This is a genomic window from Vibrio sp. 3-2(1) (genome assembly GCF_963887575.1).
In the GTDB taxonomy this organism is placed as follows: Bacteria; Pseudomonadota; Gammaproteobacteria; order Enterobacterales; family Vibrionaceae; genus Vibrio; species Vibrio anguillarum.
Map to the genome: position 1 here is coordinate 311,306 of NZ_CAWPGB010000022.1, position 23,609 is coordinate 334,914.

The window sequence follows — 23,609 nt, forward strand, 5'->3', positions numbered from 1 at the left end:
CTTTAGGCGAGTGAAATGGAGTGGGCTATTTTCACATAAGTCGACCTATGGAGGCGATCTTTTTCCTGCACTTTTTCTTTTTCTCATACTTCAATAAAATCAGCCAATTATAAGCGCTAGTTTGTTAGCAATGAGTTATGCTTAATGTGAAAACCTTGTTGCGAGAAGAGGGGGGAAGCAATTTGAATAGTGCATTTGTACAACAGTGGATGCCGGGTTTACACCAACTGAAAGATTATGAAACTCGCTGGTTGATGGATGACGTACGTGCGGCGCTTTCTGTGGTTGCGGTTGCACTGCCTGTCGCGATAGCGTACGCGCAGCTCACTGGAGTAAGCGCGATTGTCGGCTTATATTCCTGCGTATTGCCGATGTTGGTTTACGCGATTTTTGGCACGTCTAGGCAGTTGATCTTAGGCCCAGACGCGGCAACTTGCGCAGTGATTGCGGCGGTAGTGACGCCGCTGGCGATGGGCGATCCTCTCAAACACTGGCAGTTGGTCATGACAATGACGGCAATGACTGGTGTATGGTGTTTGCTGGCCAGTCGTTTCAAACTCGGTATTTTAGCCGATTTTCTCTCTCGCCCTATTTTACTTGGGTTGTTAAACGGTGTTGCTCTGACCATTATCGTGGGTCAATTTGCTAAAGTATTTGGGCTGAAATATGAGCAGCAATATCTACTAGAGCGTATCGTGGAAGCGCCATCCTTGCTGATTGATTTGCATTGGCAAACCTTATTGATAAGTGCGCTGACAGTGGTGGTTTATTTTCTGTGTAAGCGTGTCAGGCCCAATTGGCCAGCTGCGATGTTGGCTATCATCGCTGCTGCATTTTGGGTGTGGTTTTTTGGCGCTGAACATCTTGGCGTTAAAGTCGTTGGTTTAATCCAAGGTGGGTTACCGATATTCCAAACCCCTCTATTTGATCTAGGGGTGAGCCGTGAATTAGTCATGCCTGCTTTGAACTTAGCGATGGTGAGCTTTGTCAGTATGATGCTCACTGCGCGCAGTTTTGCGGCAAAAAATGGTTATGATATTGACGCCGACAAAGAGTTTCGCGCGCTTGGCTTAGCTAATATTGCTTCTGCATTTTCACAAGGTTTTGCCATCAGTGGGGCGGATTCACGTACGGCGGTGAATGACGCTAATGGTGGAAAATCGCAATTAGTTTCGATTATTGCAGCGATTGTGATTGGATTTGTCGCGATTGTGGCGTATCAGCCACTACAATACATTCCGATTGCTGCATTGGGGGTGGTGTTGATTATCGCGTCTATCTCGTTGTTGGATCTGAAAGGGATTTGGAGTTTACACAAGCGTGATAAAGACGCCTTTTATTTGGCAAGCTTAACTTTCATCGCTGTATTGGTCATTGGCGTTATCCCCGGCATCACTCTTGCGGTATTACTGGGTCTGTTCCAGTTTTTACGCACCGTGATGCGGCCAAGTGATCAAACATTGGGTTTGGATGATAAAGGAACGATTCGCACGATTGATACGTCAGCGAAGGCGAAACCAATACCGGGTTTGGTGATTTATCGTTTCAACTCTCCGCTGACTTATTTCAATGCGCCTTACTTTAAACGTCGTATTTTATTTCACACTGAATCGGCGGGCATGAGTGTGGGGTGCGTGATTATTGATGCGGTGTCGAGTTTTACCCATTTAGATTTAAGCGTCATGGCGATGTTATCGGACGTGCAAAGCATTCTGAAAAAACGAGGTATTCGTTTAGTGCTAGCGGGGCGCAAACGCAGTTTGAGAAAATGGTGTGAGATCGCTGGAATTTCAACGGGTGATGGCGGCGTGGTGATTCGTGCGGACATGTATTTAGCCATTAAGCTAAGTGGATGTTACCAACACGCTGTAGAAGAAGGGCAAGTTCCGCCAGTACAAAAAGAGCCGCAAAAGGATATTGAAGGTGAAATTGCGGCTGCTATTTAAAATGAGGTTGGCTCTCGTTAATAATATTGGTTCTCGTTAATAAAAGATAAAGAGCTCTTGAGTATCGAAAAGATGTAAGAAATCCCATTCAATCATGATGCTTTCCTTTTTATGTGATGAGAGCGAGTGCTCGGCCTTTTGCTAAACGGTTGGTGCCTGTTTGGATAAGCATAGGTGAGCATTATGCATTAGGCAAAATGGTACGGGTTATTAATCTAATATAGGTAGCCTATTGGCATGGTGGTTTTCGACGCTAGGCGTAGCGTGTCGGCAGGTAAACAGTTCGCTGTACTTGAGCGGCCAGTTTTCGATGAAACTGCAGCATCATTGCACCTTCACTGCATGGCTGCCAAGTTAAGGCCTTGCCGACCACACCGTGATGTTGAAAGGCGTTGAGCCGAATGTTGACGTTCGCAGGCAACTGGTTAATCAGATGCGCCACTTCGGTAATTTCAGTCTCTAAATCACTTTTGTCCGGTATATGCAGCAGTCGCACTTCGTGCAGTTTATTCCGTTTAGCGAGGTGGAAAATAGTGCGTATCACTCTATGGTTACTGCGTCCGGTTAGCCACCGATGCGTTTCCTCTTGCCAAGCTTTTAAATCGATCATTGCGCCATCCACATAGGGCGATATTTTGTCCCATCCCGATTCTGATAGTGAGCCATTACTATCAATAAAACAGCTGAGATGTTTCAATTCTTCATCACGTTTGATGGCTTTGAAAAGAGCGATGATAAACGGAAGTTGTAGGGTTGCTTCCCCTCCTGAAATGGTAATACCGGCTAAGAAATAATGATTTCGGCGAATAAGTTCCACGAGTTGTTCAACACTGTAGTGATGAATTTTGGGGTTTGATTGGTGCATGCAGTGCTCAATACAGCGATCGCAGTGAGTGCATTTATTCGCTAGCCATTCGACTTGCTGGTCAGCATTGAGGCGCAGTGCTTGCGATGGGCAGGTTGTTACACAATCACCGCAATGGTGACAGTGACGAATCGTATGTGGGTTATGGCAAGACAAGCAATTGAAGTTGCAACCTTGCATAAAAATGACCAGTCGGTTGCCCGGGCCATCAACGCAGGAGAAAGTCAGCACTCGGCTGACTTTTGCTCGGAGCGGCTGTTTTTTACTCACCATTAGTTTGGCTGACAGAGTTTAGCTGATAAGCCGGTTGCATTTCATGGCTAACCACGCGTGCTTTTCGCTTGAGCACGGCCGTGTTTTTGGCCGCTTCTGCCCCAAGAAATGTGGTGTTGGTGCGTGATCCGCGCTGCTCAAATTGCGCTATTTCAGACAGTTTCACCATGTAACCCGTAATGCGAACTAAATCGTTCGAAGCCACGTTGGCCGTAAATTCGCGATAGCCCGAGTGGAGGGCTCCTTTACATAGGTTGAACATCGCTTCTGGGTTGACCTTTATGGTTTCATCCAGAGTTAGAATATCGCTGATACCAGAGGTGTAATATTGATGATGTCCAGCCGTTGCTTGCACATATTCAATCGGGTTGGGTTCGGTACCATAAGGGATGCGCACACCCGGAGTGACATCAAGATCAAGGCTAATACCACCTTGTGCGTGCAGTAAAGCACGGTCGTTGAAGCCATATTTGACTGGTGAGTTTTGTACAATGTCGGCCAGCTTGGCGGAAATGGCGATGCCTAATTGGTTGGCGATATCATCATGGCCATAACGAGCGTTACTCTGCTCCTTTTCCAGTAATAGATTAACGGCTTCAGCCATGCCATAAATGCCAAACATCGGTGCGAAACGAGATTCTTCAATCAACCCTTCTTGAGTCAGAAAACCTTCAAAAAAATGAGATTGTTGGTGCAGATGAGCAGCTCGAACATCCATCAGCTCAATCATATATTGGCTGTAAGTGGGTAGAATCTGATCTAAAAATGTTTGGCGGTCACTGGCTTTTTTCGCGGCCTCTTTTAAATTCATTCTGACTAAAGTATTGCAGCCTCCCGCTAAAGGAAGTGAGTTGTAGCAACTGACGATACCAAAACCTTGCTCGCCATAGGCGGTGGCATGAATCGGATAGTTGGCGATGTGCGGTTTACTGCATTGACAGATATTATCGGTCGCTTGTCGCAGTAAATCGTCAGGAGTGATAGAAGGGTCATACATGAAGGTAAGGTTGGGAGCGATCTGTTTCAGTTCAGCATCGACACGTAAAATAGTACGACAAATAATATTGTCGCTCGGGCCGATGTTGGCGTGCATGAAAGCATCGGGCAGAGTGCGATCAAGCATGATCCAAAACAGCTTCAGTTTTTGATAAATCGACGCTTCGCTCAGTTCGCCCACATAGGGCAATAACACGCTATCTAATTGCCCCAAATAGACAGGAATAGAGGTCACTGAAGGCACGTGATGGTACAAAATGGTCAGCATATTGAGTGCTTCATCAAAATTACTGGCAGGCGAAAGCTCTAAATACTCACTGCCTTGTGCTAAAAATTTTGCGTAGTCAGGCAACACGTAACGTGGTTTAAAAGGGGCATGGCCTTCAAACATATCGCAGATAATGCCTTGTTCCATTGCTCGAGCCGACTCAGGAGAGAGTTTCAGATAGGGCAAGCTTGCTTCGGCCTCTAGCGCAAGGAAGTGTGACTTTTGTTTGGGCGAGAGGTGTGCGTCAGTGACGATGGCTTGGAAGCGTTGCTGTGTATCGAGTGAATGGCCCATGAATTAAACCCTTATATTGTTGTGGTTTAATCCTAATGTGCTTGGTTACTTTTCACTATTGATAATACATCAAGTAGTCATTTCCATAATGGAAATGAAAACGCCACTTCGTTATCGTCGAAGTGGCGTCATCAGGAACCTAAGGTTAGGCGTATTGCGCTTCGATTTGGTTCGATTTTAGATAAGCAGGGTGAGTGGCGAGCTGCTCTAAGTAACGTTCAATATTCGGGAAGTGAGTAATCGCTCCGTTGGTCAGCAATATTTCAGCAATGAATGACATCATGAAATCAGCGCCAGTGAGTTGGTCGGCCACTAAGTAGCGTTTACCCGCTAAACACTGGTCAAAATAACTCATCACTTTGGCCGTTTCGCTTTCTGCATAGCCACCAAGGAAATTGGTTTGGCAGCCATCTTTGGCAACAAACATCTTTAATAGCAGCGGCAATATGGCAGAGCTTTCCGCAAAGTGGAGCCATTGCTGGTATTGCACATATTCCACGCTGCCACGCTGAGGCGCAAAGTGTTGGCCGTATTTTTCTATCAAGTAATCGGTAATGGCGCCAGATTCAGTAATCACCAAACCATTGTCTTCAATCACAGGTGACTTACCTAACGGATGCACGCTTTTTAGCTCCGGCGGTGCCAGAAAGGTCACGCTATCACGTTGATATGGAAGCACTTGATATTCAACCCCTAACTCTTCAAGTAACCAGATAATGCGCTTAGAGCGTGATTTATTTAGATGGTGAAGTTTGATCATTATGTGGTCCTTATTAAAGTGGTTGGTTGATTTGGATAACCAGTTTGCCAAAGTTTTTGCCTTCCAATAGACCAATAAAGGCTTGTGGTGCGTTTTCTAAACCGTCAATCAGTTGCTCGCGGTATTTCACTTTCCCTTCGCTTAGCCATTGAGTCATGTCAGTAGCAAATTCGTTATAGCGATGGCCGTAGTCATCAAAAATAATGAAACCTTGCATGCGGATTCGTTTGGTAAGCAAGGTGCCCATCAGCATAGAGAGACGATCAGGTCCTTCAGGCAGCGACGTTGCATTGTATTGAGAAATCAAGCCACACAGCGGAACTCGCGCTGCTGTGTTAAGCAGAGGTAAAACCGCATCAAATACTTTGCCACCGACATTTTCGTAGTAAACGTCAATCCCTTGAGCACATGTTTTAGCCAATTGCTCTGCAAAATCGTCAGCTTTGTGATCAATACATTCATCAAAACCTAATACTTCTTTAGCGTAACGACATTTTTCCTCACCGCCAGCAATGCCCACCACATGGCAGCCTTTGATTTTAGCAATTTGACCAACCGTTGCCCCTACTGGGCCAGTAGCTGCGGCGACTACCACAGTTTCACCTTGCTTCGGCTGGCCAATGTCTAGCAAACCCATATAAGCGGTAAAACCGGGCATTCCCATGATGCCTAGCGCGTATGAGGGTGAGGTTGGATTTTTACCGAGTTTGAGTAAACCTTCGCCGTTAGAAATAGCGTAATCCTGCCATCCGGTATAAGCGAGTACCCACTCACCTTGCTCAAATTTTGGGTGGTTTGATACTTCCACTTGACACACGGTCCCGCCTACCATGACATCATCAATTGCGACAGGATCGGCGTACGATTTAGCGTCACTCATGCGGCCGCGCATGTAGGGGTCAAGTGAAAGATAAACACTACGCAGCAGCACTTCACCTGCGGCAGGTGTTGGTTTAGGCGCATGTTCTAAGCGAAAGTTAGCAGGCGTTGGTGCACCGACAGGGCGTGAAGCGAGTACAATGCGGCGGTTAGTTTGTTCAGTCATTGGAGAGTCCTTTATTATTTTAAATTAGACCAGTCGTCTAGTTTGGGTTTCAAAAAAACCGCTATCGAAATAGCGGGTGAATCTTAACTAGGGCACTGGCCTTGCAAAATGTGTTCGGTGCTCGTAAGCGCTTGTGCAAGCCCTTGGTTATCTTGACGCAGTTTACTGAGCAAACTTGCGCCGAGCCAAAGGTTATAAAGCAATTCTGCGGTTTGCTGGCTGTGTTGTACGTGAATGGAGCCGTCGTCGATCCCTTGTTGGATACATTTTCCGACCGCCTCAATAATGCTATCTGCACCTTTAAGTAAAGCAATACGCATCGCATCAGACAAGTCTGAAACTTCAGCGCTTAATTTCACCACCAAGCAGCGCTGTGCGTTACATAAGCCATTGCTCTGCTCATACCAACATTGCCAATAATGCATCAAGTGTTGATAGGCGTTGCCTTCTTCTTGGTTAAAAAGGGCATTAATCCGCACTAAATAGTGCTGAAAATAGTCCGTAATCAGTGCCTCGCCAAATTGCTCTTTTGACTTAAAGTAGTGATAGAAAGAGCCTTTGGGCACATCAGCGGTTTTTAATAATTCAGACAAGCCTACGCTGGTGAAGCCTTTGGTTACGACAAGTTGGTAACCGACCTCAAGGATGTGTTGGCGAGTATCATGGGTTTTTGTATTCATGGACGGCACTATAATTCAAATTAGACCAGTCGTCTAGTTTTGTTCGTTCATATTATATTTGTGCTACTGGCTATGGTTGCTGAATAACAGAAATGGACACTTCCTCCTTGAAGTGTCGCACTATTATTTATCTTTTAATGAGTGAGAGATGAGACTATTTTTCTGTCTTTAGCGTATCCGATGCCCAAATGAGGTTTTGCCCATTGCTGAGCTCAGCTTGAATACTCAAGGCTGGAACTATTTTCTTATCCTCTTTTTTATATGGCTGCGTAGAGAAATTGGCGGTAATTTTACTGCCATCACCAAAGGTTGTTTGTTGTACCATCCCTTGTTCATCAAGCCATTTAAAATCGACTAAAGGTTGGTTCCACACGACTTCATGGATTGGTGCAAACCCTTGCTGATAACGGCGTAATGCGTTGACTCGTGCGCTGTTAGGCGTCGCTTCATCACGGCTAAGGTGAATCATCGCTGGGGTGTTATACAGCATGGCGATTAAATCTCGCTCCGCTTGCACGTTGGAAAACTTCACGCTGTCGTTGTGCCAGTGGTGACTGTTGATCACCTCATCATGGAACACGGTCTGATAGAGAGGGATACGGTATTGCGGTGCAAATAACAGTGTTTTGTACGGCTCTTTGACTTGCGCGGGTTTAAAGAAAAAATCTGGGCTCGTTGTTGGGAACCATGCTCCAAGAAAGTAAGGCGATTGGCGGTTAGTTTTCATATCAGGATCTGTCCAGCCAAATCCTACCGTTTCTAAACCATGAGCAAAAGAGAGCCCTTGTGTCGTCAGGCTGTTACCATCTTCAGAGCCGAGAACCACATTCTGTTCATTGGCTATCCAGCGCATGCGTTGATTAAATGCCTCCAGCATCGCGCTTTCTTTCATTCCTTGGCCCTCTTGGTATGAGTAATCTTCACGGGCCATTCCGGTCCCATCTACATCAAGAAACAGGCTGTTAAAGCGGCCATATTTTAAAATTGCCTCAATGCGTTGCTGCACAAAGCCTAATTGGCAGGCAGGGTTGAGATAAAAGCCGTTGCCACGAAACCCTTTTTGTTTTTTGCCGTCGGCGTTTTCTATCGCACATTGCTTGCGCATTGCATCCGGTAGCTGCGCGGTAAGCCAACCATCGTTGATGCCTTTTGCTATGGCGGTATTGTAGGAGTCGTACACCCCAACTAAGTAGCCAGCCTGTTTTGCTTGATCAACCACTTGTGGTTGGTAAAAGGCGGGCATCCAATTATCCAAACCTAGCCAGAGGTGCTGCAAACCAGCTGAGCTGAGTGCGTCAATCATGGATGTCGATAGCCCTTGTCCCCAAGTGCTGGCATCACGTAAAAACGGTAGTTTCTGCTCTGCGAGCCATGCTTTTCGTGCCTGAGCGGCTTGGTATTGGCTAGCTATCCCTGCTTCTTGGGTTGAAGGTTGCTCTTTTATCCAAGCATTGAGCGAGCGGTTCACTTCGTCAATCAACAACCGCTTGTTGTAGTTGTTGAAAAAATCTTTTCCTTTAACGAGTGGCTTAAGCTCTTTGAGCGCTTCGTTTGATGCTACCCACTGGGGCTGCTTAAAATACCATTCTTTAAGTGCCAAGAAATCAGTCACATCTTGTGTGGACACTAAGTCTTGGCCAAACAAGTAAACATGGCTTGCGCCGATAAGCTGTTTTATGGCTGGGTTTTGCTGCGCTTTTTGTTCGAGCGTTTGTGATAACCCATTCTCTTTTCGCCACTGACGGTAGCGTTTGGCGCCATCTAGTGGTGAGTTGCCAAGGGAGATTTCCACCTCAAAAGGCTCATCTTTGTTGAGCACAGTGAAAGCGTGCGTGGCTTGCATGTCCAGCTTGTTTTGCTTGGCGCTAAAATTGAGTTTGTTGTTGGTGGCGGTATTGAGTTGGTAGCTCACATACTGCTCATTGCCAGCTTCCACACTCCAAAATGGCATTTTGAGATCTTGCGTGGTATTGCTGGCAGAGCGTTCCGCTATGAGGTAGTTCACCCACTGTGGGTTATCCGTTGGAATGCGCATTCCTTCACTAAAAGGAAGAATGAGCGTTTTGCTTTGCTGCTCAGGCAGTTCAAACCACTGTACGGTTAACGGTTTTGCACGAGAGATTTTACTCTCAGCGCTCGCGGTAATCGACAGCTTCAATGTTTGTTGTAAATTGGCCTCAACCTTTAACTGGCTAGGAACAAGCAGCCAAGAGGCGTGATGTTGATTATCTTGTTGCAGTTGGCTGACTTGCTGTGACTGGCCGTTAACGGTTAGCTTGCCTTGGTTAATGGTTAGCTGGGCATTTTGCTGCCAATCAATAGCCAAATTTTGTGGCTCTATTTGCACGGTTTGGTTTTGATTATGCAGTGTAATTGACACCGGTTGTGATTGGCTAGCCAACGCCAAAAGTGGCGTACAAGTGATCAATAAAGAACAAAGTGGTTTATACATGGTTTGTCATTTCCAGTGTGTCTCGGTGTGTTGATTACATAAGAAATCGACAAATCAATTGTCACCCTGATGTCTTCATTGAGCCTGCTTTGGCAGAGTCAAACGTTGTACATATTCCACTTTGATTGCTCCTTGATACTCGATAGTTTTGATCAGAGTACTGAGCCATTTAGCCGAGCTGGGGGATGAGCTTGGTTTATTCAATAATTGCTGAGTATTACTTATTGCCACCATATCTTGCCGCTTGATTAACTGAAATTGGTCGTCAAACCATTGCCAAGCAAGGCTTGTTGGGGGGCAGTTTGTCAATGCTGTGGGGGACTCAAGCGCTAGTGGGTAGCCACCGTTGGGAGAGGCGGATTGCAACCATGTGGAGCCAAAAGGCATGGTAAGAACTAACCAATAGTGCTGTTTGTCGAGTGTCAGTCGATAAACGCCATCTTGCGGAGCAAAGAGCAGTTCTGGGCTTTCTAATTCTATATAAGGGGCTGATGACGTTACTTGGCTCTGTGAGATGAGCAAGCTATTGTCAGGGCCAAGAAGTTCAACCTGGCTAGGCAGCTTCGCTCCCTCCATTGATAATTTGAACTGGTAACCTTGCTGCATCACGTTGGTTTTTTTTTGTATCGAGACGTTGATCAGCGCCGTATTTGGTACCACATCGCTTAAGAGCTGTTGGCCACATTGGGTTTGTTCAATAATGGTATTTTTGACGCTTGCCCAGCGTGGCGTGGCAATGGTTTGGTTATTGAGTGCGAGGACCAACTCTTGCCAGGCAAGCTGTGGCTGATGGTTCGCTAAAGCGCGATAGGTTGATTGCAGTGGTGTGGCCATAAACCAATCATCACTCACGGCGTGGCTTGGACTAACGACGAACAGTACAAACAGCCAAAGGTTACGCATTGGACACCTCGACTAAACGATACCCAACGCCACGAACGGTTTCGATATTGAGTGAGGGTAACTGCTGCCTTAGCTGTAAAACATGATTATCGACGGTTCGAGTTGAGGGAAAGGCTTGGTAGCCCCACACTTTATTGAGTAGTTCATCACGGTGAAAAACACGTCCTTGGTTTTGAACTAGCAGCAGTAATAGCTGAAACTGTTTCGGTTTTAGCGTCATCAACTGCTCACCTAAGGTAACGCTGCGCTTTGAGAGATCAATGGCAATGTCAGCGTAGGAAAGCAAGCTTTCTCCTAATGGTCGCAGTTGCGCTTGAATTCGCGCCAGTAATTCTTGTTGCGAAAATGGCTTGGTGACGTAGTCTTTCGCCCCCGCCATTAGACCTGCTATTTTTTGCTCAACCTCGATTTTGGCCGTCAGGATGATCACTGGCACGGCTTTGGCCATTAGCCATTGAGGCAGATGATCCAAGCTGTCTCCTTGAGCCAGTTGTCTATCTAAAATCACCAAATCGGCGCGAAACCATGCTTTTTTGACTTGTGAGAGCTGCTGTACCCACAAACAATCAAAACCTTGCTGTAGCAAGTAATCATGCAAACCTTGCCCGAGTAGAGGATCATCTTCGACCAATAACAGTGTGTTCATAATGGTAATTCCAATTGGCAGCGAGTGGGGTGGGCTTTACAAGTCAGTTTGCCGCCCATTTTAAGCATCAAATGGCTCACAAGACGGAGTCCAATCCCCATATTGGAAACTGTGCGAGAACGGGAAAATAGCCGTTTTAGACGAGAGGGAAACTCGCCTTCATCGCTAACGCAAAGCCGCAGTCGAGTGTCAGTCACGCTGGCCGTTATTGAGATTGTTCCTTGACCATGCTGCTTGGCATTACGGATCAAGTTATCCAAACAAATCCCAAGCCAGTAATACGGCAGTGTGAGCTCGATATCTTGTGTCAGTTCATAGCTGAGTTCGTGTTTCGCTACGCAGTGATCTAACCAATCTGAGAGATAAGCGGTTTGACATTGAAACGGCTCATTTGGGTCGCTACTCAAAAATCCTTTACTGGTCTGAGCAAGCTGAGCTAAACGTTGGTGATCGGCCAGTAAGCGGCCGAATGTATCTTGGGCCAGCTCTGGCAGAGTATCAAATTGCTGGCGAAACTGCTCAACGGTCAAGCCAAGACTGGTGATAGGGGTGCGTAGTTCATGCGTCAGCAACTGTAAAATAAAGCGTTTTTCTTTGGCTTGTTGGCGGTGTAACCAGAGCGTCCTACTCAGCGTTGCTGCGAGCAACAGCAGTAATATGACTGATAACCACAGTGAAATATTGGGTTTTTCTTGGCTAGAGACACACAGATTACTGTAGCGTAATTGGCAACTTTGAGTAGCCGCTGTGATGGCCGACAATACCAATTGCTGATCGAGCGCGACTTTTTTCCATTGCAATGCGCTCAGTACGCGAATACCGAAATCGCCACTGATCCATAGCCGTTGTTGACGGTCAATATAAGCGCGATAACCGCTGACCAAGGCATCTCGCCCTGCCGTTTCTAAATCGGTAAAAAAGGTGTACAGCGGATGCTGAGGGTCAGAGAGAGTCGTGTAGGGCTGTAGCTCGGCGCTTTGCTCGGCCGTTATGTTATGAGTAGAAAAAGCTAAGTATCGCTCTGCGTAGCTCCCGCCTGCAGGATGCAGAAACGGAGCAGTCTTAAACCAACGGATGGGCAATTCATCGCCTTGGCACAAAGCGAGTTCAAACGACGCTGCTTTTTGCAATTCAGGGCGTGATGCCAAGGTTTTTGATAAACCGGGCGGCAGTGCGCACTGTGAGGCTATTGCTTTTAGCTCAGTTATGGTTTGCCATGAATAACGGGAAAAATCAGGATAGGCGCTGGCGCTGAGCAGAAGATCGACAGGGTATGAGTTGATACTTTGCAGTGGCAAGGATCTCGCAGCCGATAGCGATTCGGCTTGGCGTAGAAAATGCTGCCAACGATCTTGCAGCGTTTGCTCTTGCCCGTGTGCTAGGTTTGATTGTCCTAGCACTGCGGTGAGTGTGATCAAAAGGTACAGCAGCCGTGTTCTCAACGTTAAGCACTTAGAAAAAGGTTCGCATTCACGAAATTATAGCTGTGCTAAGTCAGGATTTGTCACCTCAATGTCACTAAAGCGGAATGTCGATCAAAACTCGGCATCCACCGTGAATGTCATCCTTTGCTTGGTATAAGGGTGATCAAAGCTCAGTGACTCAGCATGTAGATGTAAACGCGCTCCTTTCGTGCCATAAAGATCGTCGCCAACGATGGGCAGGTTGAGTCCTTCCACATGAGCGCAATGCACGCGCAATTGGTGGGTTCGTCCTGTTTTGGGGTAGAGGTAGACTTTACTGAATCCATCTCGGCATTCAATTAATTGCCAGTGAGTGTCAGCGGGTTTGCCATGTTCAAAACAGACCAATTGACGCGGCCTGTCATCTAAATCGCCCCGCAGCGGTAAGCGAATGTCACCATGCGATTGCTGTAATTCACCAGCGAGTAAGGCAAGATAGCGTTTTTCAACGCCGCGAGTAATAAACTGCTTCTGCAGGCTTTTATTGGCTCGGCGGGTGAGAGCAAACACCAATAAACCTGAAGTAGACATATCGAGGCGGTGGATCACAAAAAGCCCTTCATCTGAGCTAAACATTTGTTGCAGACGAGTATAAACCGAGTCCTGAATGTTGACTCCGGGAACGGATAGAAACTCGGCAGGTTTGTTGACGACAACAATCGCTTCATCCTGGTAGATGATGTCGATCTCTTTGCCTTGCGCTGGGTTATGCAATAGCGGGTTATCATCGAGCTTCAGCCCATCAAGCATGTGAGCCAAAATCGGTTGGCACTTGTTTTGACAAGCAGGATAGAATTTCTTGTGTTGACGAATTTCAGATTTTGGTGACGCTCCCCACCAGAATTCGGCGAGTGAAATCGGTGTCATCTGATGTTGAAACGCGTAGTGCAGCAATTTTGGTGCGGCGCATTCTCCAGATCCTGCTGGTGGAACAGGGTTAGCCGTAAGACGGAAAATCTCCCCCAGAGATTTTTCAGTGCCGTATTGATTGAGAAATCGATAGTGAGAAAAAAGTCGTTGCTGCAACGCATTAGAGAGATTTTTACGCTGCTCTTTTAATGCATCAATCTGTTCTTGAAATGCGTCTATTTGCGCTTGTAGTTCGTTGAGGTTGACGTCCCACTTGCGCTTTAATTGTTTGAGGGACGCTTTTTCAGCCACACTTTGTTTGGCGAGACAATCTAAGGTTTCACGCAATTGTTGGGCATCATTTGATTGCTCGGCAAGGATGCGTTGCTGTTTACGCTGTTCACGACCTTGAATCATCAGCTGGCGATGCGCTTCTAATTCATCTTGCGCCTGCTGTTGGGCTGTGGTCCATTGCCGCTGAAGTAGCGCACGCTGTGGATCGCACTCCAATTGTTCAACTTGCTGATTAATTTGATTGATTGGCACGCTGCCTTCCAAGAAAAAACCATCGTTAGTGAGCATGTCAAATATAGGCGGCACAAAATGCGGCAGCAGGTTTTGCTCAGCTAACTTCCCCGAGAATGCAGACAGATACCCTAGCTCTCCACTTTGTTTACGCACCACTAAAACGCCAAACATTTTCCCGATAGCTTCCGGATGCTGGTTTAGCACGCCGTGATTATCGAGCCCAAAATTATGTTGCCAATTCTGCTGGTTCAGCAGGTGTTGTTGCAGCTGGCTTGCCGCTAATTCGCTTAGCGGATGCGGCTCGTAACAAAATGGGAAAGTAAAGCGCTCAGGCAGAGAGTAGCCTTCAATAGGTTTTTTAAAGGCAGTAAAACAGGGCGCTGGTGTCGGCATTTTCTCTGGCTCGCAGTGGATGGTGGTGGAGAACGCAGAATTGTACTGATTTGACCTAGAAATGCCAGTTTCTGGTTGAACGGCGATGATGATACGATTAATTAATGTAACTAGCTTATTAATATCATTAATATAGCTTAGTGAATCCCAAAGAAATAAGTTAACAGTGTCGATTTAACCTGATGCTATGCGTTTATTTAAAACATATAGAATGATTGGAGGATTAATTCATTTTATTTCTATGTAAAACAATGTCAGCTTTATGTTAGTTTTTTGTCATTAATTCTATTTGTAGTGATTGGTTCCTGATTCTACTTAATTTAATGAGTTTATTGTTTTTAATTTTGATGGGTAAAGGCTGAGTATTGATTATCATATAGGCAATATTATGCCCGCTCGGGCAATTTGTTGCTCGGTTGGGCAATTTGTTGCCCGCTCGGGCTGTGGGGCTTTATTCTTAAGTAAGCGTAATTGAAGGGAATGATTTTTGCTTACGTGTTTATGGATAAATGGTTAGTCAGTTAAGGAAATATAATGAGTCAGAGTATTGTAGTGGGTAATATGGAAACGGTTCATGATGGATTTCTGCCAACGTCTATCATTGTGTGTTCCGCAAGCGTCAAGTTTGGAAGTCGCGTCAATGTGGATTAATAAAACATATGCCATTTTAGCGCTCTCCTTATTTCCTTCGATGGTGTTACATGCTGAGCAAGAAACGTCTGCAGCAGAAGTGTATGAAGTAGGAAATATGTCTCCAGAAAAAGCGTTTGCTACCGGACGACTGCTTCGAGCGCAATACAAAAATATGGAATCGCGACCATACCTCCAGTACGCGGCAGACAACGACAATTCGGATGCCGCCTTTCTCTACGCGATGGAGCTTTCGAACTACAAAACGACCATTAGAACGCCTCCTGAAGCGCGTGAATATCTGCTTAAAGCCGCAGAATTAGGCAATCGTCGCGCCATGAAACATCTTTATACTGATGCTAAGTGGTTAAGAGATCGCGATGTGCAGTATTGGAAAAGCCAGTATTACGATAGTTTGATTCGTTTAGGACGAGATGATCCTGCACAAGCCACTTACGAGCTTGCCCAGTTTTACAAAGGTATGGATAACGAGATGTATAGCTACTATCTCGATAAAGCGGTCAGTTTTAATCATCCACGAGCATTGATGGATAAAGCAAAGCAAGTTCAAGCTGGTGGAGGTCTGTTTTTAATGCCTGGGGAAAGGGAGACCAAGGTGAGAGAGCTCTATCTCGCGGCTGCGAAGACAAACTATATCCCTGCGATGAGACGCTACATCGGTATTTTAGAGAGCAAAGGCCGTTTTGAAGATGCCTATCAATGGCGACTGATGGCGTTAGAGCAAGGTGATATTACCTCTTTGGCAACGGTAGTTAAGATTCTGCTCGGCGATAGCGCATCCTATCATTTTGTGACTCCCGATCGGATCAAAGCGCAAGCCTATTTAGATTTATATCTCTCTGCTGCTGGTACTGAACGTATGCAGTCGCTCTACTCAATATTGGAATTAGAGGAAGAAAGCCTTGCTGGTAAGATGAGTGAGGAAGAAAAAGCACAAGCTAATGGCATATTTGTTAACTATAAGAATAGTCTGAATTTTTATTATCATGATGTCTTTTGGGATATTAATTAGTTAAATTATACAGTATTAGAAACGGCATATTTTTTTGGGTGAAGATCATGTTTTTGTGATTTTTTATATTTAAAATGCTCCTATATGAATAGAATGTGCCGAGAATTTTAAATCCCCACGAAAAATATCGATAAATCTGATGGGGTAATTTATGGAAGAATTTAATAGCTAATGCTAATTAATGGGATTTATTGTTTAAATGCTCATTAAAATCTACCAGATAATAAATATTAAGAGACTTGAGTTCTATTAGAACTTAAGTCCAATAGATTTAACTTTAATTTTTACAACGTTATGTAACCCTCGGCCTGAGTAAGTGGTAACTAAGTTTAGCTACGCTCTTGTCCGTAATTTTGACAATGATTGGCATAGGTATTGGAGACGTAATATGTCTAAAGAAGGAAGTGTAGCTCCTAAAGAGCGGATTAATATTAAGTATATTCCAGCAACGGGAGATGCACAGGCTGAAGTTGAGTTACCGCTAAAAACTCTGGTGGTGGGTGATTTTAAAGGCCATACCGAAGAGACCCCACTTGAAGAGAGACAAACCGTTTCAGTGGACAAGAACAACTTTGAAGCGGTTATGCGTGAAAGCGATTTGAAACTGACCACTACAGTGCGCAATAAACTGAGTGGCGATGAAAATGCTGAGCTTCCTGTTGAGCTTAGTTTCAAATCTCTTGCTGACTTCGAACCGGATTCAGTGGCAGCACAAGTTCCAGAATTAAATAAATTGGTTGAGCTACGCCAAGCTCTTGTGGCCTTAAAAGGTCCTTTGGGCAATATTCCCGCGTTTAGAGAGCGTCTACAAGAGCTACTAAATTCGGAAGAATCGCGTGAAAAACTTCTATCTGAGCTAAGTATAGTGAGCGGCAAAGAAGAAGAGCCTCAAGCATAAGGCTTGATCAACCCAACTTTTTATTTAATCAAATTTAGGAACGAAATTGATGTCTACTACTGAAGCCGTCTTAGAGAGACAAAGTGCCACCCAAGGCAGTTTACTTGATGAAATCATGGCACAAACGCGCATTGCACCGACTGAAGAAGGGTATGATGTTGCGAAGAAAGGGGTTGCTGCGTTTATTGAGAATCTCATCGGTTCGAATCAAACGGAAGAGCCGGTTAACAAATCACTCGTTGATCAAATGCTGGTTGAGCTTGATAAGAAAATCAGTGCTCAAATGGATGAGATTTTGCACGAAGAGCGTTTCCAGCAGATGGAATCGTCATGGCGTGGTTTGAAACTGTTTATTGACCGTACCGATTTTCGTGAAAACAACAAGGTCGATTTGTTGCATGTAACGAAAGGCGAGTTGCTTGAAGACTTTGAATTTGCACCAGAAACGACGCAATCCGGTCTTTATAAGCACGTTTATTCTTCTGGTTATGGCCAATTTGGTGGTGAGCCGACTGGCGCTATCATCGGTAACTTTGCTTTCACGCCATCAACCCCTGACATGAAGCTACTGCAATACATGGGTGCACTTGGTGCGATGGCTCATGCTCCATTCATTTCTAGTGTAGGCCCTGAGTTTTTTGGTATCGATTCTTTTGAAGAGCTACCAAATATCAAGGATCTTAAGTCAACATTTGAAAGCCCTAAATACACTAAATGGCGTTCTCTACGTGAATCAGAAGATGCGCGTTACCTTGGCTTGACTGCGCCTCGTTTCTTGTTGCGCGTACCTTATGATCCAACAGAAAACCCAATTAAATCATTTAATTATGTTGAAAGTGTCAGCGCTTCACACGAACACTATCTATGGGGTAACACCGCGTTTGCTTTCGCTACTCGTTTAACCGATAGCTTTGCCAAGTACCGTTGGTGTCCAAACATCATTGGCCCACAAAGTGGCGGTGCGGTTGAAGATCTGCCAGTGCACGTGTTTGAATCGATGGGTGCACTGCAAAGTAAGATCCCAACTGAAGTGTTGGTGACTGACCGTAAAGAGTTTGAATTAGCAGAAGAAGGTTTCATTGCTTTAACCATGCGTAAAGGCAGTGATAACGCCGCATTCTTCTCTGCAAACTCGATCCAAAAGCCAAAAATATTCCCGAATACCAAAGAAGGCAAAGAAGCGGAAACCAACTACAAGTTGGGTACGCAACTGCCATATATGATGATCATCAATCGCCTTGCACACTACGTCAAAGTGCTACAGCGTGAGCAAATTGGTGCTTGGAAAGAGCGTCAAGATCTTGAACGTGAGCTTAATGGTTGGATCAAACAGTACGTGGCTGACCAAGAAAATCCACCAGCAGACGTACGTAGCCGTCGTCCTCTTCGTGCTGCAAAAATCGAAGTCATGGATGTTGAAGGTGAACCAGGTTGGTATCAGGTCTCTCTCTCTGTTCGTCCTCACTTTAAGTACATGGGCGCGAACTTTGAATTGTCATTGGTTGGTCGATTAGATCAAGCATAACCATGACTTATATTGCACCTGAAGAGAGTGCATTTGGTGTCGGCTTCTTTGAACGTTTAGAAGCTGGCACCAAGCCTATGTCTTTGACCCAAGGGCCAAATGCATGGGATGTGCTCCAATCAATCAAACGCAATGTTTCCAATATTTTGAATACTCGCATGGGTGAGGCACAAAGTGCTCCAACGTTAGGTTTAGTGGATTTTAACGATGCAACGTTAGAAACCTTAGACTTATCGCTACGGATTAAGCTTGCGATACAAAGCTGCTTAGATGTGTATGAGCCCCGTTTACGAAATATTGTGATTCGATCCGAGTCGGACGTGTTTAGCCCTTTGATGCTGCGCTTCCATATTGTGGCCGAAATAAACAGTGATGCGTTACATGAGAAAGTGCAGTTCAACCTGCTACTGGATCAAAACCGAAAGTACCGAGTGTATTAGAAAATTATGGCTCAAGATAAGTACTTCAGAGAAGAGCTTGCTTTCCTTAAAGAACAAGGAAAGCATTTCACTGAAATTCATCCTCAACTCTCTCGCTTTTTACACGGTAAAACGACGGATCCTGATGTCGAACGTTTATTGGAAGGCTTCGCCTTTCTCACCGCTCGCTTGCGCGAAAAAGTTGAAGATGAATTTCCTGAGCTAACGCACTCCATCATCAACATGCTATGGCCAAACTACTTACGTCCTGTGCCAAGCATGAGTATTGTCTCGTTCACACCGGATAAAAGTGTCAGTGATAAGCAGCAAATTGCTCGTGGCACTCAGCTCGATAGCAAGCCTGTTTTCGGCACCAAATGTCACTTTAGAACCTGTCGTGACGTGCAGATTTACCCACTGAAATGTACTGACGTCACTGCGCAACATACTAGAGAAGCGACCATCATCGAAGTGTCGCTTAATATGTTGGGTGAGATAAGCGTCGGTGATGCGCATCTTGATGATCTGCGCTTTTACTTAGGTGGTGATAAATACAGCTCACAAATGCTCTATCTATGGCTCAACCACTACCTCGATAAGATTTCTGTTGAAGTCGCGGGGGTAGAATTTACGCTGCCGCGCAATAGCTTCCAAACGGTCGGATTTGATAGCGAGCAGTCACTTTTGCCCTATCCTTCCAATGTGTATGAAGGTTATCGCGTTTTGCAGGAATACTTGTCGTTTCCTGAAGCATTTCACTTTGTTGACATTACCCGTCTGGCTAGCGTAGTGCCGAAATCAGTGCATGGTGCGTTCAAACTGAAAATCAGTTTTTCGAAAACCTTGCCAGCGGACGTTCGAGTGCGTCAGGATAATTTCCAGCTGTACTGCACCCCTGTCATTAATTTATTTGAACATGATGCCGATCCGATCGATTTAACGGGCAAGCGTTCAGAGTATCGCATTATTCCCTCTAGTCGTTACCCTTCTCACTATGAAGTGTTCAGCGTTGACGGCGTGTTCGGTTGGCAAGACAAAACTCAAGCCAGCCAACGAATTCGGGGTGAAAAACGTGTCTATTCAGCGTTTGAAAGTTTTCAGCATGAAGTGGAGCGGGTTCGAAATCGTGAAGCGCTCTACTACCGTACACGAGTGAGGGACAGTATCCGTGGCGATGGATTTGATAATTTCATCTCTTTCATTCGCGGAGATGAAACGCAATCCATGCATATCGATGAAGCCATCTCGCTCAAACTCACCTGCACCAATCGCTTATTACCGCTCGAACTCGGTGTCGGTGACATTTGTGAGCCGACAGACAGCTCGCCCCCCTTTGCCACTTTCAGCAATATTACCGTGCCTTCACAATCTCTGCGCCCAGTACTGGATGGCAGTCTATTGTGGGTATTGATTTCTAACTTATCGCTGAATTATTTATCGCTGCTGTCCAAAGATGCCTTAAGCAGTGTGTTGCGAGCTTACGATTTCAGAGCCTTGGTGGATCGCCAAGCGGAGCGTGTTGCGCGTTTGCGTCTTGAAGGGATCCAAAAAATTGAGTCGCAACCCGTGGATAAAATATTGCGCGGTTTGCCAGTGCGAGGGCTGCAATCGACGATTCATATTGATCAAAACTGTTTTGGTTCAGAAGGGGAGCTTTACCTCTTTGGCACCGTGCTTAGCCACTTTTTTGCCCTCTATGCCAGCATCAATTCGTTTCATGAGCTGATCGTTATTAACGCGTCCAATCAAGAGAAGTACACATGGGGAACACAGACAGGAATGCAGCCATTGATCTAGAGATGGCTGCGGCGGCTGTGCCGGAGCCTCTACTGGGTTTACCAAGCGATGTACGAACGTACAACTTCTACCAGTTGGTGGAACTGCTGCAAAAACTTAATGCGTTTAATCCTGAATCAGAAGATTGGGAGCGGACATGCCAGTTGGTATTCAGTGCCAACCCCAGTTTAGGTTTTGCACCAGCGGACGTAACCGATTTACGTGAGTTCGCGGATGAGCGCCTGATCCTACAAACCAATTTTTTTGGATTAACTGGGGCACAGTCACCGTTGCCTGGTTTTATTTTGCAGCAATTGGTCGAAGAAGATCCCGGTGGTTTCAAGCGGCCCTTTTTAGATTTTTTCAATAACCGGTTGATTAACCTTGTATATCGCGTATGGCGAAAGTATCGCTATTACGTCCGTTTTCAAGCGGGTGCGCAGGATCAATTTTCATCACAGCTGTTTGCTTTAGTCGGTTTGGGTGATGCGGACTTGCGCGGCGAAACACCGATAAATTGGTGCAAGATGCTGGCTTATGCGGGCACTTTGGCTGGCCGAAGTCGTTCACCGCAAGTGGTGTCTGGCATCATCGCGCACTGTTTTGATCTGCAAGAAGTCAGTATTCGCCAGTGGGTTCGACGCAAAGTCCGGATAGAGCCTTATCAGCAGTTTTGCTTAGGTAAGCAGAATGGTGAGCTTGGGATCAACAGCATGTTGGGTGAATCAGTGATGGACTGTAACGGTAAGTTTGTTATCTGTATCAAAAACTTAACTCGAGAACGATTTGCCGATTTTTTGCCATCAGGCAAAGAACATCAACCGCTGTGTAAGTTGGTGGAGTTTATTTTACGAGAGCAGATGGCTTACGACCTTGAGCTGACCATGCACGAGAGCGAGGCTCCGGTGATGAGTTTATGCCATGACAGTGGTGTGGCTTTGGGTTGGTCATCATTTTTAGGGCGCGATTTGGCGGACAAAAGCGTGCTTATACAAGTAAGGCAATAGCGATATGCAGAAGAAGCAAATGCTTTCAATGGTAGTGACGAATGTGCAACTACTGGAATCAGGATTATCCGCACAAGCGATGTTTAATGTGCAAGGCGGTGTGATTGGCTCTGCAAGTGATGCGCATTGGCAGCTTCGTGACGGTAAAGGGAAAATTCAAAATCATCACTGTGCCATCCGTGTGATTGATGGTGCGTTTTGCATTCAAGATCTGGTTGGTAATACCTATGTTAATGGTTCCCATAAGCCGTTAGGGCAAGGTGCTTCGGCTAAGTTGGAGCATAAAGATGAAGTGGCCATTGGACCTTACCAAATTCGTGTCATTTTTGGTCAAGTGGGTGAAGATGATTCTCTGATTAATGGCTCTTTGGATCAGCTGTTTGCTAAAGAGGGGCTCGATCTACTCAAAGATGGTCCATTGGATGATATTAGCCGCGACGAGGATGAACCAGAGCCGAGTTCAATGGACCCTATCGCCGCTTTAGATGATTTATTGCAAGGCATTAAACAAGAAGAGTCGTTGCTTGAAGAGACGGAAAAACCACTCGCACAAGCACAACATTCATTAGTGCCAGAATACGATAGCCAGCAGTCGCAACTGCAGTTTACGCCTCAAGCTGACAGCGAGTATGAGATGACGTCATCGATTCGATTAAAGAAAATTCTCGGTTTTGGCAAAACCTCCACCGATTTACCACCTATTCCGGCTGTTGAGCACCATGAGACTGCGCAACCACCGACTCATTTGAACATTAACAACAGCATTTACAACGTACCTGAGGGCTTAGCGATGGACGATAAAGTATTAGATCTACTTGAGGAAGAAGTGGCGAGAAGCTACCACCCTCACTCCGAGCAACACAACAGCTCGTCAAACAATGCATCACACTTATTGACCGGCCCTATGCTCACCGGGCTAGGTGTTGACGTTGGCAATAGCCACGATATGGCGAAAATGCACATGCTTTCAGAAGAGCTTGGGCAATCGTTGCAAGCTTGTGTGCAAGGTTTGCTTGAGCTTCACCAGCAAGTGAGTGAAGGGCGTTTTGGTATGATGAATCGTAACTTGCAACCGATTGAAGATAACCCACTTCGCTTGGGGCTATCATACGAAGAAACCATTCGTACTCTGTATGATGCTGATAAAAGTGTGGTGCACTTGTCTGCCCCAGCGGCGATTGCCGAAAGCCTAAAAAATGTGCGCGACCATAACGAAGCAATGCAGCACGCCACTAGCGAAGCCCTAAATCAGATTCTTAATGCCTTTTCTCCTCAAGTGCTACTGCGCCGTTTCCAACATTACAAGCGCAATAGTGATGCACAGAATCACTCTTCAGATGCTTGGGCGTGGGAGATGTATTGCCACTACTACCAAGAGCTCACTTCTAATCGCCAAAAAGGATTTGAGAAACTGTTTTGGGAAATTTTCGAGCAGTCTTACGACAAGAAAATTCGTGAAAAACAGCTGGAGCTATAACGGTGAACAAGCGGTCTTTTGTCCTGCTGATGCTACTGACGGTATTAACCGCCTGTAGCTCATCAGAAAAGTATGAGCCAGCCACACAGCCGACCAAGGTAACGTTCAGTCTCGTTAGTGATGAAGGTACTAACCCTAATATTTGGGGTGAAGCGTCGCCGATAGAGGTTCAAGTGTTTGAGCTGAAAGATGATTCGATGTTTATGTCTGCCGATTATGACCAAGTAAAGGCAGACTACAAAAAAGCGTTACGCAGCAATTTTATCGCCAATTACGATTATGTAATGACACCAGGCCAGTTTAAGTTTGTGAACGCGTTCGAGATTGATGAAGGCACGAACTACATTGGGGTCATGGCGCATTTTGCTGAACCTGAGCTGAGTGAATGGAAAAAGGCCGTCAAAGTGCTTAACAAAGGTAGGGAATACCATCTTTTGATGTATTTCAAAGACTACGATGTAAAACTGGAAAGGGTGGAGTAAC

At 45.7% G+C, this 23,609-nt stretch carries 19 protein-coding genes; 9 read left to right on the forward strand and 10 right to left on the reverse strand.

Annotated elements, in window-relative coordinates; genetic code table 11:
* The first annotated feature begins 209 nt into the window (after positions 1-209).
* On the forward strand, positions 210-1,946 hold the full coding sequence (locus AACQ79_RS09575; protein ID WP_050934249.1) for a SulP family inorganic anion transporter: 1,737 nt from the start codon (positions 210-212) through the stop codon (positions 1,944-1,946).
* A gap of 253 nt (positions 1,947-2,199) precedes the next feature.
* On the opposite strand, the gene AACQ79_RS09580 is transcribed toward AACQ79_RS09575, so the two are convergent.
* From AACQ79_RS09580 to AACQ79_RS09625, 10 genes are all read right to left on the reverse strand, one after another.
* Positions 2,200-3,084, reverse strand: coding sequence for a YjjW family glycine radical enzyme activase (locus AACQ79_RS09580; RefSeq protein WP_170898998.1), 885 nt, complete (start codon positions 3,082-3,084; stop codon positions 2,200-2,202).
* A complete protein-coding gene (locus AACQ79_RS09585) occupies positions 3,074-4,642 on the reverse strand; it encodes a YjjI family glycine radical enzyme (RefSeq protein WP_170898999.1) in 1,569 nt (522 codons plus the stop codon). Before AACQ79_RS09585 ends, AACQ79_RS09580 begins: the two co-directional genes overlap by 11 nt.
* 145 nt (positions 4,643-4,787) lie before the next feature.
* Positions 4,788-5,402 carry a glutathione S-transferase family protein gene (locus tag AACQ79_RS09590; RefSeq protein ID WP_170899000.1) on the reverse strand — a complete coding sequence of 205 codons (615 nt, stop codon included), beginning with the start codon at positions 5,400-5,402 and terminating at the stop codon, positions 4,788-4,790.
* 13 nt (positions 5,403-5,415) lie between these two features.
* The gene (locus tag AACQ79_RS09595) at positions 5,416-6,447 is read right to left on the reverse strand and encodes an NADP-dependent oxidoreductase (RefSeq protein ID WP_047687590.1); all 1,032 of its coding nucleotides are present in this window, start codon (positions 6,445-6,447) and stop codon (positions 5,416-5,418) included.
* Positions 6,448-6,530: 83 nt separating this feature from the next.
* Entirely contained in the window at positions 6,531-7,127 is a 597-nt protein-coding gene (locus AACQ79_RS09600) for a TetR/AcrR family transcriptional regulator (RefSeq protein ID WP_038169460.1), read from the reverse strand.
* Between the two features lie 154 nt (positions 7,128-7,281).
* Positions 7,282-9,579: a glycoside hydrolase gene (locus tag AACQ79_RS09605; RefSeq protein ID WP_170899001.1), complete on the reverse strand. Its 2,298-nt coding sequence runs from the start codon at positions 9,577-9,579 to the stop codon at positions 7,282-7,284.
* Between the two features lie 75 nt (positions 9,580-9,654).
* Entirely contained in the window at positions 9,655-10,482 is an 828-nt protein-coding gene (locus AACQ79_RS09610; protein WP_170899002.1) for a DUF2861 family protein, read from the reverse strand.
* Positions 10,475-11,128: a response regulator transcription factor gene (locus AACQ79_RS09615; RefSeq protein WP_013868288.1), complete on the reverse strand. Its 654-nt coding sequence runs from the start codon at positions 11,126-11,128 to the stop codon at positions 10,475-10,477. Before AACQ79_RS09615 ends, AACQ79_RS09610 begins: the two co-directional genes overlap by 8 nt.
* Positions 11,125-12,570, reverse strand: a complete 1,446-nt coding sequence (locus AACQ79_RS09620) for an ATP-binding protein (RefSeq protein WP_170899003.1) — start codon at positions 12,568-12,570, stop codon at positions 11,125-11,127. The genes AACQ79_RS09615 and AACQ79_RS09620 overlap by 4 nt, the downstream gene beginning before the upstream one ends.
* A 93-nt stretch (positions 12,571-12,663) precedes the next feature.
* Positions 12,664-14,361, reverse strand: coding sequence for an RluA family pseudouridine synthase (locus tag AACQ79_RS09625; protein WP_170899004.1), 1,698 nt, complete (start codon positions 14,359-14,361; stop codon positions 12,664-12,666).
* Positions 14,362-14,935: 574 nt separating this feature from the next.
* Between AACQ79_RS09625 and AACQ79_RS09630 the strand changes: the two genes are divergently transcribed.
* From AACQ79_RS09630 to tssJ, 8 genes are all read left to right on the forward strand, one after another.
* On the forward strand, positions 14,936-16,024 hold the full coding sequence (locus tag AACQ79_RS09630; RefSeq protein ID WP_094131750.1) for a hypothetical protein: 1,089 nt from the start codon (positions 14,936-14,938) through the stop codon (positions 16,022-16,024).
* A gap of 388 nt (positions 16,025-16,412) precedes the next feature.
* Entirely contained in the window at positions 16,413-16,922 is a 510-nt protein-coding gene (gene tssB / locus AACQ79_RS09635) for a type VI secretion system contractile sheath small subunit (protein WP_170899005.1), read from the forward strand.
* 49 nt (positions 16,923-16,971) lie between these two features.
* Positions 16,972-18,447 (forward strand): type VI secretion system contractile sheath large subunit, encoded by a 1,476-nt coding sequence (tssC, locus tag AACQ79_RS09640; RefSeq protein WP_026027753.1) that lies wholly within the window; start codon positions 16,972-16,974, stop codon positions 18,445-18,447.
* Between the two features lie 2 nt (positions 18,448-18,449).
* Positions 18,450-18,887 carry a type VI secretion system baseplate subunit TssE gene (gene tssE / locus AACQ79_RS09645; RefSeq protein WP_013868295.1) on the forward strand — a complete coding sequence of 146 codons (438 nt, stop codon included), beginning with the start codon at positions 18,450-18,452 and terminating at the stop codon, positions 18,885-18,887.
* A 6-nt stretch (positions 18,888-18,893) separates the two neighbouring features.
* Positions 18,894-20,663 (forward strand): type VI secretion system baseplate subunit TssF, encoded by a 1,770-nt coding sequence (gene tssF / locus AACQ79_RS09650; RefSeq protein ID WP_019282041.1) that lies wholly within the window; start codon positions 18,894-18,896, stop codon positions 20,661-20,663.
* Positions 20,627-21,649 carry a type VI secretion system baseplate subunit TssG gene (tssG, locus tag AACQ79_RS09655; protein WP_026028436.1) on the forward strand — a complete coding sequence of 341 codons (1,023 nt, stop codon included), beginning with the start codon at positions 20,627-20,629 and terminating at the stop codon, positions 21,647-21,649. The genes tssF and tssG overlap by 37 nt, the downstream gene beginning before the upstream one ends.
* A 4-nt stretch (positions 21,650-21,653) precedes the next feature.
* Entirely contained in the window at positions 21,654-23,126 is a 1,473-nt protein-coding gene (gene tagH / locus AACQ79_RS09660; protein ID WP_094166082.1) for a type VI secretion system-associated FHA domain protein TagH, read from the forward strand.
* Positions 23,127-23,128: 2 nt separating this feature from the next.
* A complete protein-coding gene (tssJ, locus tag AACQ79_RS09665; protein WP_013868298.1) occupies positions 23,129-23,608 on the forward strand; it encodes a type VI secretion system lipoprotein TssJ in 480 nt (159 codons plus the stop codon).
* Position 23,609 lies beyond the last annotated feature (1 nt).

Bases quoted from the DNA above. Each gene is read 5' to 3' on its own strand.
- tssB (WP_170899005.1), top strand. From the start codon at position 16,413: ATGTCTAAAGAAGGAAGTGTAGCTCCTAAAGAGCGGATTAATATTAAG.
- AACQ79_RS09580 (WP_170898998.1), bottom strand. From the start codon at position 3,084: ATGGTGAGTAAAAAACAGCCGCTCCGAGCAAAAGTCAGCCGAGTGCTG.
- tssG (WP_026028436.1), top strand. From the start codon at position 20,627: ATGGGGAACACAGACAGGAATGCAGCCATTGATCTAGAGATGGCTGCG.
- AACQ79_RS09610 (WP_170899002.1), bottom strand. From the start codon at position 10,482: ATGCGTAACCTTTGGCTGTTTGTACTGTTCGTCGTTAGTCCAAGCCAC.
- AACQ79_RS09585 (WP_170898999.1), bottom strand. From the start codon at position 4,642: ATGGGCCATTCACTCGATACACAGCAACGCTTCCAAGCCATCGTCACT.
- tssC (WP_026027753.1), top strand. From the start codon at position 16,972: ATGTCTACTACTGAAGCCGTCTTAGAGAGACAAAGTGCCACCCAAGGC.
- tagH (WP_094166082.1), top strand. From the start codon at position 21,654: ATGCAGAAGAAGCAAATGCTTTCAATGGTAGTGACGAATGTGCAACTA.
- AACQ79_RS09605 (WP_170899001.1), bottom strand. From the start codon at position 9,579: ATGTATAAACCACTTTGTTCTTTATTGATCACTTGTACGCCACTTTTG.
- AACQ79_RS09600 (WP_038169460.1), bottom strand. From the start codon at position 7,127: ATGAATACAAAAACCCATGATACTCGCCAACACATCCTTGAGGTCGGT.
- AACQ79_RS09590 (WP_170899000.1), bottom strand. From the start codon at position 5,402: ATGATCAAACTTCACCATCTAAATAAATCACGCTCTAAGCGCATTATC.
- AACQ79_RS09630 (WP_094131750.1), top strand. From the start codon at position 14,936: ATGATGGATTTCTGCCAACGTCTATCATTGTGTGTTCCGCAAGCGTCA.
- AACQ79_RS09595 (WP_047687590.1), bottom strand. From the start codon at position 6,447: ATGACTGAACAAACTAACCGCCGCATTGTACTCGCTTCACGCCCTGTC.
- tssE (WP_013868295.1), top strand. From the start codon at position 18,450: ATGACTTATATTGCACCTGAAGAGAGTGCATTTGGTGTCGGCTTCTTT.
- AACQ79_RS09625 (WP_170899004.1), bottom strand. From the start codon at position 14,361: ATGCCGACACCAGCGCCCTGTTTTACTGCCTTTAAAAAACCTATTGAA.
- tssF (WP_019282041.1), top strand. From the start codon at position 18,894: ATGGCTCAAGATAAGTACTTCAGAGAAGAGCTTGCTTTCCTTAAAGAA.
- AACQ79_RS09615 (WP_013868288.1), bottom strand. From the start codon at position 11,128: ATGAACACACTGTTATTGGTCGAAGATGATCCTCTACTCGGGCAAGGT.
- AACQ79_RS09575 (WP_050934249.1), top strand. From the start codon at position 210: ATGCCGGGTTTACACCAACTGAAAGATTATGAAACTCGCTGGTTGATG.